We start from the raw sequence: 17,636 nt of genomic DNA, 5'->3' as shown, positions 1-17,636 counted from the left end.
GGCGGCTTTGCCGCCGAAACCTGAAAAGAGCTCAGACATGCCGCTCAATCGGGGCTAGGAAATGATTCTATTAAAACACCTAATCAAAAATTTAAAATAAATTTTTGAAACCCTCAAAGAATGCTAATTTTCGCAAAAATTAAAAAATTTGTATAATTTTTGCTACCACATAAAGTAAAAGCACATCATAGAACGTCATCAACAATAATAATAAAGAAATGAACTCAATAAAAATAATTCTCACAGGAGCAACAGGAATGGTAGGTGAAGGTGTTTTAATGGAATGCCTTGAGAATCCGAACATTTCAGAAATTTTAAGTGTCAGCAGAAAACCTTCCGGAAAAAAACATGCCAAGCTTAAAGAATATATTGTTTCAGATTTTCTGCAAATCGATCTGAATGACGAAAATTTTAAAGGTTATGATGCCGTTTTCTTCTGTGCCGGAATCAGCAGTGTAGGCATGAACGAAGAAGATTATACTAAAATCACTTACGATACCACTTTACATTTTGCAAAAGCCGTTCTCAATCAAAATCCGAATATGGTTTTCAATTATGTTTCTGGAGCACATACTGATAAAACGGAAAGCGGAAAACTAATGTGGGCAAGAGTAAAGGGCAGAACTGAAAATGCGTTGAGAAAACTTGGTTTTAAGGCTGCTTATAATTTCCGTCCCGGATTTATGAAACCCGTTGAAGGTCAGGAAAATGTAAAATGGTTTTTCAAACCTGTCATTTGGCTTTTCCCTATGTTATTACCTTCAAAATCATTAACTTTACACGAGGTAGGTATAGCAATGATTAATGCAGTACAAAAAGGATATCCAACCTCAACGTTAGAAATCAAAGACATTAAAAACCTAGCTATATGAAAGAAATGTTAAAAAGAATTTTTCTGGTTGCTTTTATTTTATTAGTTCTGACTGCAATTTCGGGATTTTTTTATATGCAGAAACATCCAATGGAAGGAAATAAATCAACAGGAAAAAATTTGAAATTTTCAGGGCAAGTTTCAAAATAAGCGGAAACAACTTTATAAGCAAATGAACCTTAAGACATTTACTTTGGGGTTAATTTGCTGTTCGTTATTTTTTGCATTTTTCGCTGATTTACAATTTCCTTATTCAGCTTTTAACAAAAATCATTAATTACAACCTATTTATTAAACATTTCTTAAGATTCTCTTAAAATGTTTTCAAAGTAGAAACTTCATTTTTGCATAAATTTAAAGTAAGTAAAAAATGATTAATAACTACTTGTTAAAAGGATCTGTAATTGCTGCATTTTTCCTTCAGGGAGCAGTTTTCGGACAAACATCTCTTATCCATTACTGGAATTTTAACAACAATGCTTCGGCAACAGCGATCACCACTCCGACTTCCACTTTAGTAGGCGGTTCTATTAATGCAGTGATCAGTGGAACAACTGATGTTGATTTCGCAGGCGGGACAGGACAAAATTTCAATGTTGATAATTTCAATGCAAGAAACGGAGATGCTTCCGGAACGCATTTGAGATATAATTTCCCTATCAATGGTAATTTACAGTTCAATTTACCTACGACAGGATATAATAATGTTGTGGTAAAATTTACGACAAGAAGATCCGGTTCAGGAGCTGGAACTCAGAATTGGTCGTATTCTACAGACGGAACGACATTCGTTCCTTATCAGACGGTTTCTCCACAAGATGCCAATCCACAATTAATTACATTTGATTTTTCTTCAATCTCAGGTGTTGCAAATAATCCTAATTTTAAATTAAAAGTTGAATTCGCTGCAGGAACAGGAGGAACAGTCGGGAATAACCGTTTTGATAATTTCACAGTAGATGCAACAGCCGTTGGCGGAACCGACACTACTCCACCAACTGTAGCTTATCTTCCTACAAACAGCACAAATAACGCCTCAACGACTGTAAATCCTACGATTTCTTTCAACGAAAATGTAAGATTAATAGACAACTCAACGATCAACGATTCTAATGCACAAACACTTGTAGATTTTCGTCTTGGAAATGCTTCAGGTACTCAAGTTCCCTTCACAACGACTTTCGCCAACAATAAAATCACTGTAATTCCTACTTCAGGTTTGCTTCCAAATCAGGCTTATTACTTGGCTTTAAAACCAAATATGGTAGAAGATACAAGTGATAATGCAGTGACAACAGCAACTTCTACGACATTTACAACGGCGGGAACTTCTATTTCTTTAGATAAAAACTTTATTAAAGCCAATGAAAATCAAGGAACTTTAGCATTTAAAATCAATGTTAATAATCCTGCGACTTCTACAGTTAATTTGGTTGTAAAACCTGCACCGTTCGGTACAGCGGACAGTAATGATTTCACTTTAGCTAATCAAACCATCAATATTACTCCGTCAACAACAAGTTATACGGTAAATATTCCTATTATTGATGATACTTTAGAGGAACAACAGGCAGAATATTTTGTAGTAAGCCTTGAAAACCCTGTTGGAGCAACCATCTCCGGAGATAACAATGCAACAGTTTATATTGTTGATAATGATAAACCGGCTCCTGTTCCTTCAAACCAAATTTCATTAAACTATATCGGAAGTTTTGATCCTTCAGGTAACAGCACAAGTTCTACGGAAATTGTAGTTCATGATCCTTCAACACAGAGATTATTTACAATCAGTTCAATTACAGATGTTTTTGATATTATTAATTTTAGTAATCCGAATACTCCGACAGTTATCAACACAATCAATATGGCACCTTACGGAGGAATCACAAGTATCGCTGTGAAAAACGGAATCATCGCTGCAGCCTCTCCCAATACCAATCCGCAACAAAACGGTTCGGTTGTTTTCTTTGATATTAACGGAAACTTCTTGAAACAGGTAACAGTTGGAGCTTTACCGGATATGATCACTTTCTCTCCAGACGGAACAAAAGTAATGACTGCCAATGAAGGTGAACCAAACGATGCTTACACGGTAGATCCGGAAGGAACGGTAAGTATTATCGATATCTCGGGAGGAATCGGAAATCTTACACAAAGCAATGTAACAACGCTTAATTTTAATGCTTTTGATTCTCAATTAGCTTCATTAGCAGCGACAGGTTTAAGAAAGGTAAGAACCAACAATACGCTTTCTCAGGATCTAGAACCCGAATATGTTACCATAAGCTCTGACAGCCAGAAAGCTTGGGTTACACTTCAGGAAAACAATGCCGTTGCGGAAATTAATTTAGCTACAAAAATGATTACAAGCATTTGGGGATTAGGTAAAAAAGACATGAGCATTCCAGGAAACGGTTTTGATGCTTCTGATAATAATGGTGAAGTTTTAATTGCAAACTGGCCTGTAAAAACATATTACACTCCGGATTCTGTTCAGAATTATAAAATCGGAAATACAAACTATATCGTAACTGCGAACGAAGGTGACGAAAAAGATCTTAGCGGTTTCAGTGAAAGAACTACGGTTGGAGCGAATGATTATACTTTGGATGCTACACTTTTCCCTCAATCGGCTATTTTAAAAGCATCTTATAATTTAGGAAGATTCAGAGTGAGCAATGCGACAGGAAATACTGACGGAGATGCAGAATTTGAGGAAATTTCAGCTTTAGGGGCCCGTTCTTTCTCTATTTTCAATGCAGATACCAAACAGATCGTTTATGATAGCGGCGACAGATTTGAAAGATACATCGCAGCCAATCATCCATTGATTTTCAATGCTGATAATGAATCGAACACTATAAAAAACAGAAGCCGTGCAAAAGGTCCTGAACCGGAAGGAGTAACTTTAGGAACGATTAATGGCCAGACTTACGCTTTCATCACCATTGAAAGAACCGGAGGTGTAATGGTTTACAACGTGACAGATCCTAATAATCCTACTTTTACAGACTATAAAAATTCACGTTCAACTTCGGCTTATGGAGGAGATAATGGTCCGGAAGGAATCATCTATATTGCTCCTGAAAATACGACGACAGGAAAAGGTTATGTAGTGATTGCCAACGAAATCAGCGGAACTTTATCAATGTATGAAATAGCACAATCTCCGACATTGGCAACAGGTGAAGTAAAAGCTGAAAAAGCAACGTTCAACATATTCCCTAATCCGGTTGCAAAAGGAAATACATTGTATTTTAACAGAGCTCAGGATTATGAATTGTACGATATGTCCGGAAAACTAATCGAAAAAGAGAAAAATGCTTTAACAATAGAAACTTCGAAGCTTTCTACTGGAGTTTATCTTGTAAAAACTTCAGAAGGACAAATAAAAAGAGTTATTGTAAAGTAGAATATATTATTATTTAGTTGATGAAAATAAGCCTCGATTTTTCGGGGCTTTTTTGTGTTTTAAATTTAGAAAAGTAAGTTTATTTTATCAATATAGACTGTTAGAAAACTTAATTAATAATTGTTTATCAATCATATTACCCTACAATAAAAAATATTTTTTATCATTAAAATAAAAGAAAACGATTGCGCAATATCAATTTTATTTTAAATTAACAATACTTAATATAAAATATTTAAAATAAAAGGCATTATAATATTAAATAGTCTATATTCGCTAAAAATAAAAATATTAAGGGAATTTACACACTCCTATATGTGATAATTTCATTTACCTGATGAAAAATAAAATTTCACCCTAATAAAAATCTATAATTACTTCAACTAACCTTTATATACTAAGAACATGAAAAAATTCACTACACCTTTACTGTTTTTAATCCTTGGAAGTACTGTATGCTCCGCACAGGTAGGAATAAATACGAGCAATCCGCAAACACTGCTTCATGTAGACGGAGCTAAAGACAACCCTGCCACAGGAGCAGCTACTGCGGCTCAGCAGCTTAATGATGTCGTTGTTACTTCATTAGGAAGAGTTGGTGTCGGGACCAATGCACCTGTGAACAAGCTGGAAGTTAATAGCGGAACATCAGGAGCATCAGGAGTAAGATTAACACAGTTGCCCAACGCACCTGGTTTATCTACAAATGCCAACGGAGATGTTGTAGCAAATGATTTTGAGAGTGCCGGCGTATATGTAACAAAACAACGTCTTATTCTTGCGAATCCATCCGCTGTTATAAATAGTGGTTCTGGTGCGTATTCTTTCAGGTATAATTCAAATGCAGTCGGCGGATATTGGCAAATAAGAACGAATACCGGTGCAGCAAGAAATTTCCTCACTTGGGACTCCGAATACTACGGTAATAATGCAGTTGGTGGCGTATGGCAGGGAAGAACAGTGCAATCAATAAGCCCAAGTACCTGGACTAATGCAAGCCCATCAAATGCCGCAGGAAATTCTAATGAATATAATGTTATGCATATTTATGATCTTGGCAACGGGTCTATTATACGTTTAACGACAACACTTATTAACATTGGCACTCCTGTTTATGAATCTTTGATCGTAGAAGAATTCTAAGCAAATTATAAAAAAAGATTCTAATAACACAATTGGAGACCAGATTACATTTTGCAGGGTGAATGCTCTGCAAGATTCTCTGGAAAAAGGATGATTAAAATTTAAACAAATAAAAAACCAGCGAAAAATTTCACCGGATTTTCTATTTTAATGCATATCATCATAAATCCTCACAAGATCCACTACATTTTTCACTTGCAGTTTTTCAAAAATCTTTTTCTTGTAGGTACTTATGGTAGACATTTTCAGGTTTAAACTGTTTGAAATTTCGATATTCCCGTTTCCTTCTGCCAATAATTTGAAAATCTGAAACTCTCTTTTGGAAAGTCTTTCCACAGAATGACTGTCGGTAGAATGGGTTACCAGTTTTTTCATCATGTTGATGGTATAATAATATCCTTCTTCAAAAATAGAGCAAACACTACCCAAAATTTCGGATTCCGTAGCTCCTTTGTTGAGATATCCAGCCGCTCCCTCTTCTATATATTGAATTCCAACGTTTTCATCATAGGTAGAAAAAATAAGGATTTTCAGTTGTTTCTGTTTCTTTTTAAGCTCTTTTACCATTGCTTTAAAAATACTTTCAGGTATATCAATATCAATAATGAGCAGGTCGTATAATTTTTTGGAAACTTTTTCTTTTGTCTCTAAATATGTTTCGGCAAAATCTATCTTACAAGGATATGGAAGTTTTGTTTCCAGTACCAGAGCTGTACCTGTCCTTACAACATAGTGACCATCAGCAATGAGTATATTTTTCATAGTTCAGTTTTTTAGATGAAATTCTCCGTAAAATGATATATCCTGTTATATACGGAAAAAATCGTTCTTTGGATTTTTTTATTTACAATACAAGTAGCAGACCAAATTTCATATTTTTTTTAATGAAATTTCTCTATTGAAGGGCTTTTGGGGATATTTTAATGTAATTTCTCCAATCCTGAAAAAAATTTCAGAATTTCTTATTTTTGGATATCTTCCTCTATTTGCCTTTATAATTTTGGCATTAAACAGTGAGAATAAAAAGAAGATTACAAGCACACATCCCCATATCGCATTGTAAATAAAATTTTTACAAAAATAACATATAAAATATTCACTAAGAGATAGAATTATTACTATAAAAAATTTCATAATTTTTTTCATTATTATCTTAAAAACAAATAAAAAAACAAGTATAAATTACTGTCTTTCAATATACAAATTAAACTAGTTACAATTATAAATTATCTCTCTTCGGTGTTATATTATCAAAATCAGTTTTTTCTTTTCTCTCCGAAACCGTTTTTTTATCTCTTTAAATTTCTCTTTTGAATAATTATACTAATCCAATCCCGCCAAATTAAACAGATTATTTTAAGAAAGAAAATCTTATCACTATATAAAAAGAGAATTGACTGTTGAAGTAATTTAATTTAAAAATCAAAGAAAGGAAAAGCGCCCCCCAATTCAACGACACTTTTTTAGAAGACAAAAAAAAGACAGACCTGAAAAGTCTGTCTTTAAAAATATATTTTTTATTTTTTACTCTATGTTTATTACTTTTTCAATTTCCGGAGCGTGTTGTTTGATTGTATTTTCAACTCCCAATTTTAAAGTTGAAAAATTTAATGAACATCCTGAACAGTTTCCTAAAAGTTTTACATAAACCGAGTTATCCTTCACATCGATAAGCTCAATATCACCACCGTCTTTATTCAAAAACGGTCGGATGCTTTCCAGAGCTTCCATTACTCTTGTTACTGTATCTTCGTGTGTTATATTTGTTTCCATATTTTTTTCTTCAGTTCAATTCGGTTTTTTCAAAATTGAAAATAATTATTTTGCTTTCGGCGAGCATCCTGCCATTGTTGAGATCTTTACAGCTTCAGTCGGAGGAAGATTTTTATTTCTTTCTAAAAGACTTTCAACCATTTTACGGGCAGTTTCTGTATAGATTTCTGCAATCTTAGAACCTTCCTGCAAAGCCGCAGGTCTACCGACATCTCCTGCTTCTCTGATACTCTGAATTAAAGGAATTTCTCCCAATACAGGAATTCCAAGATCATCAGCTAAATATTGTGCCCCCTGATTTCCAAAGATATAATATTTATTATCAGGTAATTCTTCCGGTGTAAAATACGCCATATTTTCGACTAATCCAAGAACAGGAATATTAATACTTTCCATCTGGAACATTGCGATACCTTTTCTTACGTCTGCCAAAGCTACGTGTTGAGGTGTACTTACAATCACAGCTCCCGTTACAGGAACTTCCTGAATGATTGACAAGTGGATATCACCCGTTCCCGGAGGCAAATCTATTAATAAAAAGTCTAATTCTCCCCAAGCTGCATCCCTTATCATTTGATTCAATGCTTTTGAAGCCATCGGACCTCTCCAGACAACAGCCTGATTAGATCCTGAAAAATATCCTATTGAAAGCATTTTCACACCATAATTTTCAATAGGTTTCATTAAGCTTTTACCGTTAACTTCTACAGAAATTGGCTTTTCACCTTCCGTATCAAACATTGTAGGAACTGAAGGACCATAAATATCAGCATCTAATATACCTACTTTAAAGCCCATTTTTGCCAAAGTTACCGCCATATTTGCAGCAACGGTAGACTTACCCACTCCTCCTTTACCGGAAGCAATGGCAATAATATTTTGAATCCCCGGGATTTGTTTCCCTTTGATCTGACTTTGCTGGATTTCACTAGGTTCCGGAGAAACAATTTTTAATTTTAAATTAATTTCTTCCCCGAATTCACTTGCAAAAGCCTGTTTCATTGCTGCTTCAAGCTTTTTCTTTTCGTGCATCGCAGGTGAGTGAGCTGTCATATCAATATATACATCGTTGCCCATAACCTGAAAATTACTTACCAAGTCATCAACTTCTATCTCTTTAAGGAAATTTTGTACCTTTTCTTTCGTCAACATATACTAAATAAATTGTTTACAAATTTACGCATTTTTTAGCTATTTAGAATAAGTAAAGAGACTGATAGATATTTTCTTTTGCAAAACTGAATTTTATAGTAAATTAGAAACTTTGCATAATATTTATCTGAAAAAAGGAACTTTTATTTTCCATGTCGAGCTTGATTTTAAAAGCCAGGAAGTGGAAAAGAAGAACAATGAAGTTGTTTCAAAAATCAACGTGGAATATGTTAAAAATATACTGGATGAAACTGTATCTTGGCTGATATCTAAAACTGCAATAATCCCTATGCACAGGATACTTAAAATAATTCCCCATCCGCAAATTCTATAATAAATGTCTCTGCGTTTTTTCTTCAATATTTCTTCTGGAGTTTCAGGTTTATCATCGGTTTTTGGGAAAAAAGCAAAGCAATAAACTGAGAAAAACGCAAAAAGCAATCCTGCACTGGCATAATGTACATAAGAAAACCATCCTTTGTAATTTTCTAGACAGATATAAATACTTCCTCCGTAGCCTTCATATTTCGTTGGAAAAACAGCAACTAAAACCGCCAAAATCCCGCAAAGGTTTGAAACGAGATTTTCATATTTCCGTTTGCCTTTGTACGTTCCGAACAATCCTCCCATAATGCAGAGTGTTCCTACAAAAATGATATGCCCGAAACTGTAATAATAATGACTGATGCTAACCTTGAAAGGAGATTGGTCATTCAACAAAAATGTTGTGAGAAAAAGCATTAGTGAAAGACAAAGTCCTAATAATCCGATGAACATTCTCAGTTGTTGGTAGGAAATCAGGGCTTCATCCGGACCTCCGTTTGGCTGATTTGATTTTGAACTCATGATGTTATAGTTTTATGGTTATTTTATCGATAATTCTTACATTGTTATCAGGATCGGGTTTGAAATTATCTCTTACAAATCTCTTAGGATCTTTCGTAAGCATTTCTTTCTGTACGCTTTCTGCATTTTTCTTTTTAAGTAAATTCATCCACTTATATGCTTTTTTTATGGCAATGACATAGATGACAATTTCGGTATCCGTTATTTTAAATTTTAAAAAGCTTTTGTTTCCCGTATTTACTTTTGCCGAAGAAACTTCAGTTACATAAAGCTTAAAAAAGAAATAGCCAAAAAATATATACAATCCGAAAAGTGCCGATTGCAAAATCCCGCAAACTATCCATTGGAAAAGAAAATAATTGGTATGGGGAGGAATATCAAATAAATTTTTTATTCCGTTAATATTTAAAAACTGCAGATTTTCATCACTCAGAAAAGTTGCTTCTGTACCAAATTTAACCGGAAACAAATAAAGTATATACAGCTGAATAGAAAGTGAACTCATAAACAAAAAAATGCGCAAAATAACGCTGGTCCATTTTTCTTTATTGGAACATTCCGTACTGGTAACCTTGGTTATAATGACACAAAATAATGCAGGAATTAAAAGAAGTATCAGTTTCTTTAAAATTGAGTCTGAATAATGATAAATGTAAGTTGTTATAAAGGAAAACAGCAACATTAAAGTGGTAAATTCATAATTAACGATGAAGAAAATAAGATTCCAGAATATTTTTTTACATGATTTTTCTTTTGAAGGATATACCTCATCAAGTTTGTAATTCAAACCTGTTGTTTTCGCATTCTGCAGAACGGGAATTGTAATTTTTTCCTTTAAAAAATCTGTAACATGCCCAAAAGCCCCGCCTCCACCGGAAGTTATAAAATGTTTCACTTCATTATCGAATTTTTCACCGTCTTCTTCAAGCTTGTAGTTTGCATAATGATGTATATCTCCTGTCAAAACCACCTCAAAAACTATTTCAGATTTTATATTGCTGACTTCAAGATTTTTCACAGCAACAGTCAATGTTCTGATGATGTATTCAAGACTGTCCATTCTCTGTTTTCTTTTGTACCTGTCGTTGATATCGTAATTGTACCAATACGGTTCTGCAATGAGAAGGATCACATGATTTTTCGGATTTTTCTCTGATATTTTCTTTACATAATCTGTAAAAAAAGTCATCTGAGGAATATCAATATCTCCCAGCAATTGATTGTCGATACCGAAAAGATGCACATGATCTCTCAACGAGTATGCAAAATAGCTTCTGTTTTGCACAGTCCTGTAATTCCCAATTTTCCCTTGTTGACACATCAATCTGAAAAAAGCACTCAGACCGTCATACCAATCATGATTGCCGGGGGTTGCAATAAGAACAGGACCAGATTCTCCGGTATCCGGAGCAACAAACCTTAAGGGACCTTTGAAACGATCCCTGTAATGAACTTCCGAACCTACAGGATATACCAAATCTCCACCTACAACCAAAGCAGAACCTTTTTTAAGAGTAATTTCCGTTTCCTCATGGCTATTTTGATGTTCCGGATTTTTAAAAGAATAGGTATAACTATCTCTTGTTAAATGATAAAAAACGGTCGTTGTAGAATCGAAACCATCGCCTGTATCTGCGATAAAATCAAACCAAAATTCATTTTCCGATGTATTAAAATCATTACTTGCCAATTCATTTCCAGTATCTTTTCCCATCGCCGTCTGAACTTCTCTTTTATCAATAATAGAAAGAATATCCGCCGACAGGGAAACCATTCTGAAACTATTGATAAGCCCTGTAAAATCAAACCATTTCACAGGTTTTTTAGGTGTAAAATAATAGGGATATCGTCCGTTGATATGTCTGGATATTTTCAATTTTTTGGAGGAATAGAAATAATCTTTAAAATATAATCCTATAAAAAGAAGGGCAACAAATAATATGAAATAAAAAATGGCTTCCATGGTGATAACGTTTAAGAATTTGAACTGCGATACATCAAACTTCAGATATAATCTGAAATCATTTGATAAAATAGTAAATGGAGTTTTTCTGAAAAATCAGATAAATGAAAATATAAAGATGAACTCAGCCGTCTTTTTTAATTTGATATTCATGGTAATATTTTTTTTAGCTTTTATCAAATTTAATCATTTTTACCTTTGTTTTTAATAACACTTTTGGGTTATATTTATACATTTCCCAATGCTCTTTGATTTATCATAATATGTAATGAAATTTTGTTAGTTTTGTTAAAATCTATATCAAGTAAAAATTACATCAAACAAACTAATGAGCTCTAAAAAATTCATCTTACTTTTTTTTCTCACTTCCCTTTATTTACAAGCCCAGAATTATTCGCAATACGTTAATCCTTTTATCGGAACAGGCGGTCATGGGCATACATTTCCGGGAGCAATTGTTCCATTCGGGATGGTACAGCTATCTCCTGACACAAGAATTGACGGAAGCTGGGATGGTTGCAGCGGTTATCACTATTCGGACTCTTTGATCTATGGGTTTTCTCATACTCACTTAAACGGAACGGGAGTTTCAGATTACGGTGACATTATGCTGATGCCGACAATGGGAAATCCAAGTTTGAATAACAAAGATTATTCATCAAAATTTTCGCACAAAAACGAAAAAGCAACGGCAGGATTTTATTCCGTTACCTTAGACAAAAACAATATTCATGTCCGATTAACAACTACAAAAAGAGTCGGTTATCATGAATACACTTTCAATAATGCAGGAAACGCCAATATTATTTTAGACTTAAATCACAGAGACAAATTGCTTGAAGGTGAGGTTAAAATAATTGACAGTAAAACGATTGAAGTTTTCAGAAGAAGTGAAGCCTGGGCAACCAACCAGTACATTTATGCAAGAATTGAATTTTCAAAACCAATGAAAATTTCAAAAAAACTAGTGAATGGAAAAGACGAAAATAATCTTTTCACAGGAACAAAATTGGCTTTAGCATTTTCAACAACTGTTAAAAAAGGAGAAAAAATCAACGTAAAAGTGGCGATTTCTCCGACAGGTTACGAAGGTGCGGGAAAAAATATGCTTGCAGAAGGTAAGTCTAATGACTTTGAATCAATCAAAAAACAGGCTACTGCAAATTGGGACAAAGAATTATCAAAAATTGAAGTTAAATCTTCCGACAAAGATAAACTTACTGTTTTCTACACCGCAATGTACCACGTTTTCACGCAGCCAAATATCAATATGGACGTTGACGGAAAATACAGAGGTCGCGACAACAAATTTTACACAGCAAACAATTTCGATTATTATTCGGTTTTCTCACTTTGGGATACTTTCAGAGGAGCGCATCCTTTAATGTCTTTAATTGACAGAAAAAGAACGGCAGATTTCGTTAATACTTTTATTAAACAATACGAGCAGGGCGGGAAACTTCCGGTTTGGGAACTGGCTTCCAACGAAACGGAATGTATGATCGGTTACCACGCAGTTTCTGTAATTGCAGATGCGATGGCAAAAGGAATCACAGGTTTTGATTATGAAAAAGCATTTCAGGCTTCTAAAAATTCTGCAATGCTGGATATTTTTGGTTTAAATGCCTACAAACAAAACAATTATATTTCTATTGACGATGAGCACGAAAGTGTTTCAAAAACAGTGGAATATGCTTATGATGACTGGTGTATCGCTCAAATGGCTAAGATTTTAGACAAAAAAGAAGATTATCAATATTTCATGAAACGTTCTCAAAACTGGAAAAATCTGTACAATCCGAAAAACGGTTTTATGCAGCCAAGAAAGAACGGAAACTGGTACGAACCATTTGAACCGACAGAAGTTAACAATAATTATACAGAAGGAAATTCTTGGCATTATTCCTATTCTGTTCAGCAGGATATTCCGGGGTTGATCGCTGCTCATGGAGGAAAAGAAAAATTCGAACAATTTATTGATGCTATTTTCTCTGCTCCGGACAAAACAACCGGTAGAGAACAGGTGGATATTACAGGTCTGATCGGACAATACGCCCAAGGAAACGAACCGAGTCACCACATTGCTTATCTTTATAATTATGTAGGTAAGCCTGAAAAAACGGATGCAAAAATAAAGTTCATTCTTGATAATTATTACAAAAATGCTCCGGATGGTTTAATCGGAAACGAAGATTGCGGACAAATGAGCGCTTGGTATATTTTAAGCTCGATGGGAATTTATTCCGTGACTCCGGGATTACCCGAATGGCAGACGACCAAGCCTTATTTTGATGAGGTTAAAATTCATCTGGAAGACGGAACAACAAGAACGATCACTAAAAATACAGGCAAAGATGAACTTAAAAAACTAGGTTTCGAAAATGCAAAATCATTCAAAGATTTCAAATATGATGAATTAACGGCAACTCCTGTCATTGCTGCAGCGAGAATTTTTGATTTAAACACAAAAGTTGAGATCACTTCACTGAATCCGAATGATAAAATTTATTACATGACAATGGATGAAGGTGATGCTAATGTTAGAAAAACGTTCAAACCTTACAAAGAACCGTTTACAATTACAAAAACAACTCAGGTTTCGGCTTACGCAGAAAGAAATGGTGAGAAAAGCTCGATCGTAACTTCTAATTTTAACAGAAGACCGAATAATTGGGATATCACAGTGAATTCTACACCGAATCCGCAATATGTAGCAAGTGGAAAATTATCTTTAATTGATGGAATTAATGGTGATGCCAACTGGAGAAAAGGTGAATGGCTGGGTTATCAGGGACAGACTTTTGAAGCGATTATCGACATGAAATCACCTCAACAGATCACAAACCTGTCTTCAACATACCTTCAGGACAGCAGAGCATGGATTTTAATGCCCAAAAAAGTGGAATATTACGCTTCCAATAACGGCAAAGATTTCATTTTATTAAAAACGGTTGACAACACGGTTGATCCGAAAAATGAAACCGCTCAGGTTAAAGATTTTTCAACAGAAGTATTGCCTACACAAGCTCGTTACATCAAAGTAAAAGCCTATCATTTCGGGAAACTTCCTGAATGGCATTTAGGAGCCGGTGGAGATGCTTATATTTTTATTGATGAGATTTCTGTCAAATAATTTTTAAATATTTCATCTAAATAATAAAACCTCTTTCGATTTGAGAGAGGTTTTGTTTTTTATATTGAGATGCTTCGAGAGCCTTAGCATCTATAAACAAAGGGATTCTTTGATTCGTTCAGAATGGCAAATCATTGAACATCAATTCATCCTCTCCGACCAATTGAGGTCTTCCGGTAATTCCATATCAGAAAATTCGATGTGGATCACTCTTCTTTTCTTACCGTTTGTTGTGCGGTTAGAACCGTGAAGAATAAGAGGTTTCATGATCATAATTCCGCCTTTTTTTACGCTGCAGATTGTTTCGGTTTCTATCGTCCAATCGATTGTTTCCGGTCTGTAAATTTCTTTGGCGTGAGACTTTGGAACAACTTTTAAAGCTCCATTGTTTTCATCGGTATCATCCAGATGAATTCTTATGGTGAAAATATTTTCAAGAATATCCAAAGGAGGCTGAACAGCAAACTGATTTTGCTTTGTCGTCCACGGTCCGAAATTGGGTAACTCAACTTTTTTATCAACAGAAATCGTTAAATCCTGATGGTAAGCAACATACCAATTCGATTTTTCAGGTTTGTCAAAATAAATACTTTTTACTGCTAAATACTTTTCTCCAAAGATTTCTTTAATAATTATTTTAATATTTTCATTAAAAATTAAATCATTCACTTCAGGAATCTCCTTTAAAAACTGCCTGATTGCAAAAAGATCTTCCGATTTCCTGAATGTTTCTTTTGAAGTATCAATATTACGAATGACTTCACTTATTTTTTCAATTTCTTCATCAGAAAAAATATTATTGATGACTGTGAAACCGTTTTCTGTAATTAAACTTTTATGATTTTGCAAGTTCATTTAAAATAAAATTTACATAATAAAAATGGTCAATTAAGCTATATTTATAATTTTAAAATCACATTTTCCCGCCATGATCTTCCAACTGCCCTTCCCATTTTGAAACGGCAGAAGTTGCCAACGCATTTCCTAAAACATTCGTCATACTTCTTCCCATATCGCAGAAATGGTCGATCGGTAAAATTAAGGCAATACCTTCCGGTGGAATTCCGAACATAGAACATGTTGCTACAATAATCACCAAAGAAGCTCTCGGAACTCCAGCAATTCCCTTTGAAGTTAACATTAGTACCAAAAGCATGGTAATTTGTTGACCGACTGTCATTTCAATTCCGTAGATCTGAGCAATGAAAATTGATGCAAACGTCATGTACATCATACTTCCGTCCAGATTGAAAGAATATCCTAAAGGTAAAATAAAAGACACTACTCTATTATTACAGCCGAATCTTTCCAGCTCTTCAACCAATTTCGGGAAAACTGCTTCCGAGCTTGTCGTTGAAAATGCAATTAATAGAGGTGATTTTATTCTTCTCAGCAATTCGAAAAGACGGTTTCCAAGTATTAAATATCCTACCAATAAAAGCACCAGCCAAAGAATTGCCAATGCAAAGAAGAAATCTCGTAAATAAATGGCATATACTTTAAAAATCTCAAAACCATTGGTTGCCACAACTGCAGCAATCGCTCCCAAAACTCCAAGCGGTGCAAACCACATGATGTAACCCACCATTTTCAGGATCCCATGTGCTACGATGTCGAATAATTTGATGACAGGCTGAGAATATTCTTCCCCTAAATTCGCCAAAGCTATCCCGAACATAATAGAAAAAACTACAATCTGCAGAACCTCATTTGTTGCAAAAGCCTCAAAGATACTTTTAGGAATAATATGCTTTACAAAATCTTCCATTGAAAAACCTTTGCTGCTTTTCAATAATTCTTCTGCAGAAGCCGCATCCTGAATCGGAAGTTTGGTAACGTGTCCCGGTTCTAACCAGTTTACCAATATTAAACCAATAAAAAGTGAAAGCAAAGAAGCGGAAATAAACCACAACATTGCCTTTGTTCCTACTCTTCCGATCATTTTAATATCGCTCATTTTTGCAATTCCCACTACCAGAGTCGTGAAAACCAACGGAGCAATGATCATCTGAACCAAACGGATGAAAACTGTTCCTAAAAGCTTAATGTTTTTAGAAAAAGGTTCTGCACTTTCGGGATACTGTGTATGCACAAATCCGCCAATTGCTACACCTATAATAAGCGCTATAATAATCGCTATAAAGAGTTTATTTTGTCCTTTCATATCAATAATTCAAGTTTCGCAAATATAATATTTTTACAATTGGTACAAGTTTGATTTCAAGATGATTAATATTATGTTAAATTAAACATTACTTAAGATTAATTCTCTGATTTATACAATATTGCATAGAATATTATGAAAATTTATTTTATTTTTATTCTTTTGGTACGAATTTTATTATTACATTTACTCGTATTAACATATTAAAAAAATATACAACTATGAAAAAAACTATCGCAATGGCTGCATTGGCTGTAGCTGTGTCTTTTGGAGCTGTTTCTTGTAAAAAGAAAGTTTCTGATGCCGATCTTCAAACTCAGGCTACTACTGTAGTGACAACAAATCCCGGAGCTTCTGTGGAAGTAAAAGAAGGTGTTGCTCACTTAAGCGGAACTTTTGAGACTCAGGAGGCTAAAGATGCAATGATCAAACAATTGAAAGCTATTAACGGTGTAAAAGATGTTATGGACATGGCTACTGTAGCTCCGGCTGCTGCAACAGTTGCTACTCCTGTAGAAACTACTTCTGCTGTAGCTCCTGAAGTTCAGCAAAAAGTTCAAGATGCGGTGAAAGATTTCCCTGCGGTAAAAGTAGAGGTTGTAAACGGCGAGCTTACTCTTACAGGAAACGTATCTTCTGCTGATGCTAGAAAAATCAAAGAATCTATCGACGCTTTGAAAATTGGTAAATACAATAACAAATTAGTAGTAAAATAATCAAGATGAGCACATTACAAGATAAATATTCAAGTGTAGTTTCTGCTGCTCAATCTGCGGCAATCTCTAATCTACAAGTTCAGGAACAAGACGGAATCCTTTACGTTTCAGGAAGTGCTTCAAGTACAGCTGCAAAAGATGCAGTTTGGAATGCTTTAGGAGCAATCGATTCTACCTATTCTGCTTCAGATATCAACATCGATGTACAGGTTTCAGGTCTTTCTGCAGGTGCTGCTCTTACGGTTGCAACAGACGAATCAAACTTAAATATCAGACAAGAGCCTTCTACGGAAGCTGCTATTGTAGGTAAAGCTGCAAAAGGTTCATCGGTAACTTTAATCGAGCAAACTTCTGATGACTGGTGGAAAGTAAAAAATGATGAGGGACAGGAAGGTTATGCTTATTCAAGATATTTGAAAGCTTAATTTTAAAAGATTTAACATTATTTAAAACACAGGCATCC

The 17,636-nt window shown here is 34.5% G+C and carries 14 protein-coding genes; 7 read left to right on the top strand and 7 right to left on the bottom strand.

Going from position 1 to position 17,636, the window contains the following annotated elements; all coding sequences use genetic code 11:
* The first annotated feature begins 218 nt into the window (after positions 1-218).
* From ABD745_RS02970 to ABD745_RS02955, 4 genes are all read left to right on the top strand, one after another.
* Positions 219-872, top strand: coding sequence for an NAD-dependent epimerase/dehydratase family protein (locus tag ABD745_RS02970; protein WP_047399792.1), 654 nt, complete (start codon positions 219-221; stop codon positions 870-872).
* Positions 869-1,021, top strand: a complete 153-nt coding sequence (locus ABD745_RS02965; protein ID WP_344824933.1) for a hypothetical protein — start codon at positions 869-871, stop codon at positions 1,019-1,021. Before ABD745_RS02970 ends, ABD745_RS02965 begins: the two co-directional genes overlap by 4 nt.
* A 220-nt stretch (positions 1,022-1,241) precedes the next feature.
* A complete protein-coding gene (locus tag ABD745_RS02960) occupies positions 1,242-4,283 on the top strand; it encodes a choice-of-anchor I family protein (RefSeq protein WP_344824930.1) in 3,042 nt (1,013 codons plus the stop codon).
* Positions 4,284-4,688: 405 nt separating this feature from the next.
* Complete coding sequence (locus ABD745_RS02955) at positions 4,689-5,426, top strand: hypothetical protein (protein ID WP_344824927.1); 738 nt, start codon at positions 4,689-4,691, stop codon at positions 5,424-5,426.
* 147 nt (positions 5,427-5,573) lie between these two features.
* Here ABD745_RS02955 and ABD745_RS02950 read toward each other — a convergent pair whose 3' ends face one another.
* The 5 genes from ABD745_RS02950 to ABD745_RS02930 form a co-directional block, all read right to left on the bottom strand.
* Entirely contained in the window at positions 5,574-6,188 is a 615-nt protein-coding gene (locus ABD745_RS02950; RefSeq protein WP_344824924.1) for a helix-turn-helix transcriptional regulator, read from the bottom strand.
* Between the two features lie 762 nt (positions 6,189-6,950).
* Positions 6,951-7,199, bottom strand: coding sequence for a NifU family protein (locus tag ABD745_RS02945; RefSeq protein WP_052185995.1), 249 nt, complete (start codon positions 7,197-7,199; stop codon positions 6,951-6,953).
* A gap of 45 nt (positions 7,200-7,244) precedes the next feature.
* Positions 7,245-8,351, bottom strand: a complete 1,107-nt coding sequence (locus ABD745_RS02940; protein WP_344824919.1) for an Mrp/NBP35 family ATP-binding protein — start codon at positions 8,349-8,351, stop codon at positions 7,245-7,247.
* Positions 8,352-8,474: 123 nt separating this feature from the next.
* Positions 8,475-9,197, bottom strand: a complete 723-nt coding sequence (locus tag ABD745_RS02935; RefSeq protein WP_344824916.1) for a hypothetical protein — start codon at positions 9,195-9,197, stop codon at positions 8,475-8,477.
* Positions 9,198-9,201: 4 nt separating this feature from the next.
* Complete coding sequence (locus ABD745_RS02930; RefSeq protein ID WP_344824913.1) at positions 9,202-11,160, bottom strand: hypothetical protein; 1,959 nt, start codon at positions 11,158-11,160, stop codon at positions 9,202-9,204.
* 328 nt (positions 11,161-11,488) lie between these two features.
* Between ABD745_RS02930 and ABD745_RS02925 the strand changes: the two genes are divergently transcribed.
* Positions 11,489-14,293, top strand: a complete 2,805-nt coding sequence (locus ABD745_RS02925; protein ID WP_344824910.1) for a GH92 family glycosyl hydrolase — start codon at positions 11,489-11,491, stop codon at positions 14,291-14,293.
* Positions 14,294-14,434: 141 nt separating this feature from the next.
* Here the strand turns inward: ABD745_RS02925 and ABD745_RS02920 are convergent, their stop codons facing one another.
* Positions 14,435-15,148: a phytanoyl-CoA dioxygenase family protein gene (locus ABD745_RS02920; protein ID WP_344824907.1), complete on the bottom strand. Its 714-nt coding sequence runs from the start codon at positions 15,146-15,148 to the stop codon at positions 14,435-14,437.
* A gap of 58 nt (positions 15,149-15,206) precedes the next feature.
* The gene (locus ABD745_RS02915; RefSeq protein ID WP_344824904.1) at positions 15,207-16,457 is read right to left on the bottom strand and encodes a dicarboxylate/amino acid:cation symporter; all 1,251 of its coding nucleotides are present in this window, start codon (positions 16,455-16,457) and stop codon (positions 15,207-15,209) included.
* Positions 16,458-16,678: 221 nt separating this feature from the next.
* Between ABD745_RS02915 and ABD745_RS02910 the strand changes: the two genes are divergently transcribed.
* Positions 16,679-17,173 (top strand): BON domain-containing protein, encoded by a 495-nt coding sequence (locus ABD745_RS02910; protein ID WP_047399772.1) that lies wholly within the window; start codon positions 16,679-16,681, stop codon positions 17,171-17,173.
* A 5-nt stretch (positions 17,174-17,178) separates the two neighbouring features.
* Positions 17,179-17,598 (top strand): SH3 domain-containing protein, encoded by a 420-nt coding sequence (locus ABD745_RS02905; protein ID WP_344824899.1) that lies wholly within the window; start codon positions 17,179-17,181, stop codon positions 17,596-17,598.
* Positions 17,599-17,636: the final 38 nt, after the last annotated feature.

It is taken from the genome of Chryseobacterium ginsenosidimutans (assembly GCF_039536845.1).
GTDB classification, from domain to species: Bacteria; Bacteroidota; Bacteroidia; order Flavobacteriales; family Weeksellaceae; genus Chryseobacterium; species Chryseobacterium ginsenosidimutans_B.
Note: the sequence above shows the minus strand (reverse complement) of the source record. Positions and strands in the feature narration are given on the sequence as shown.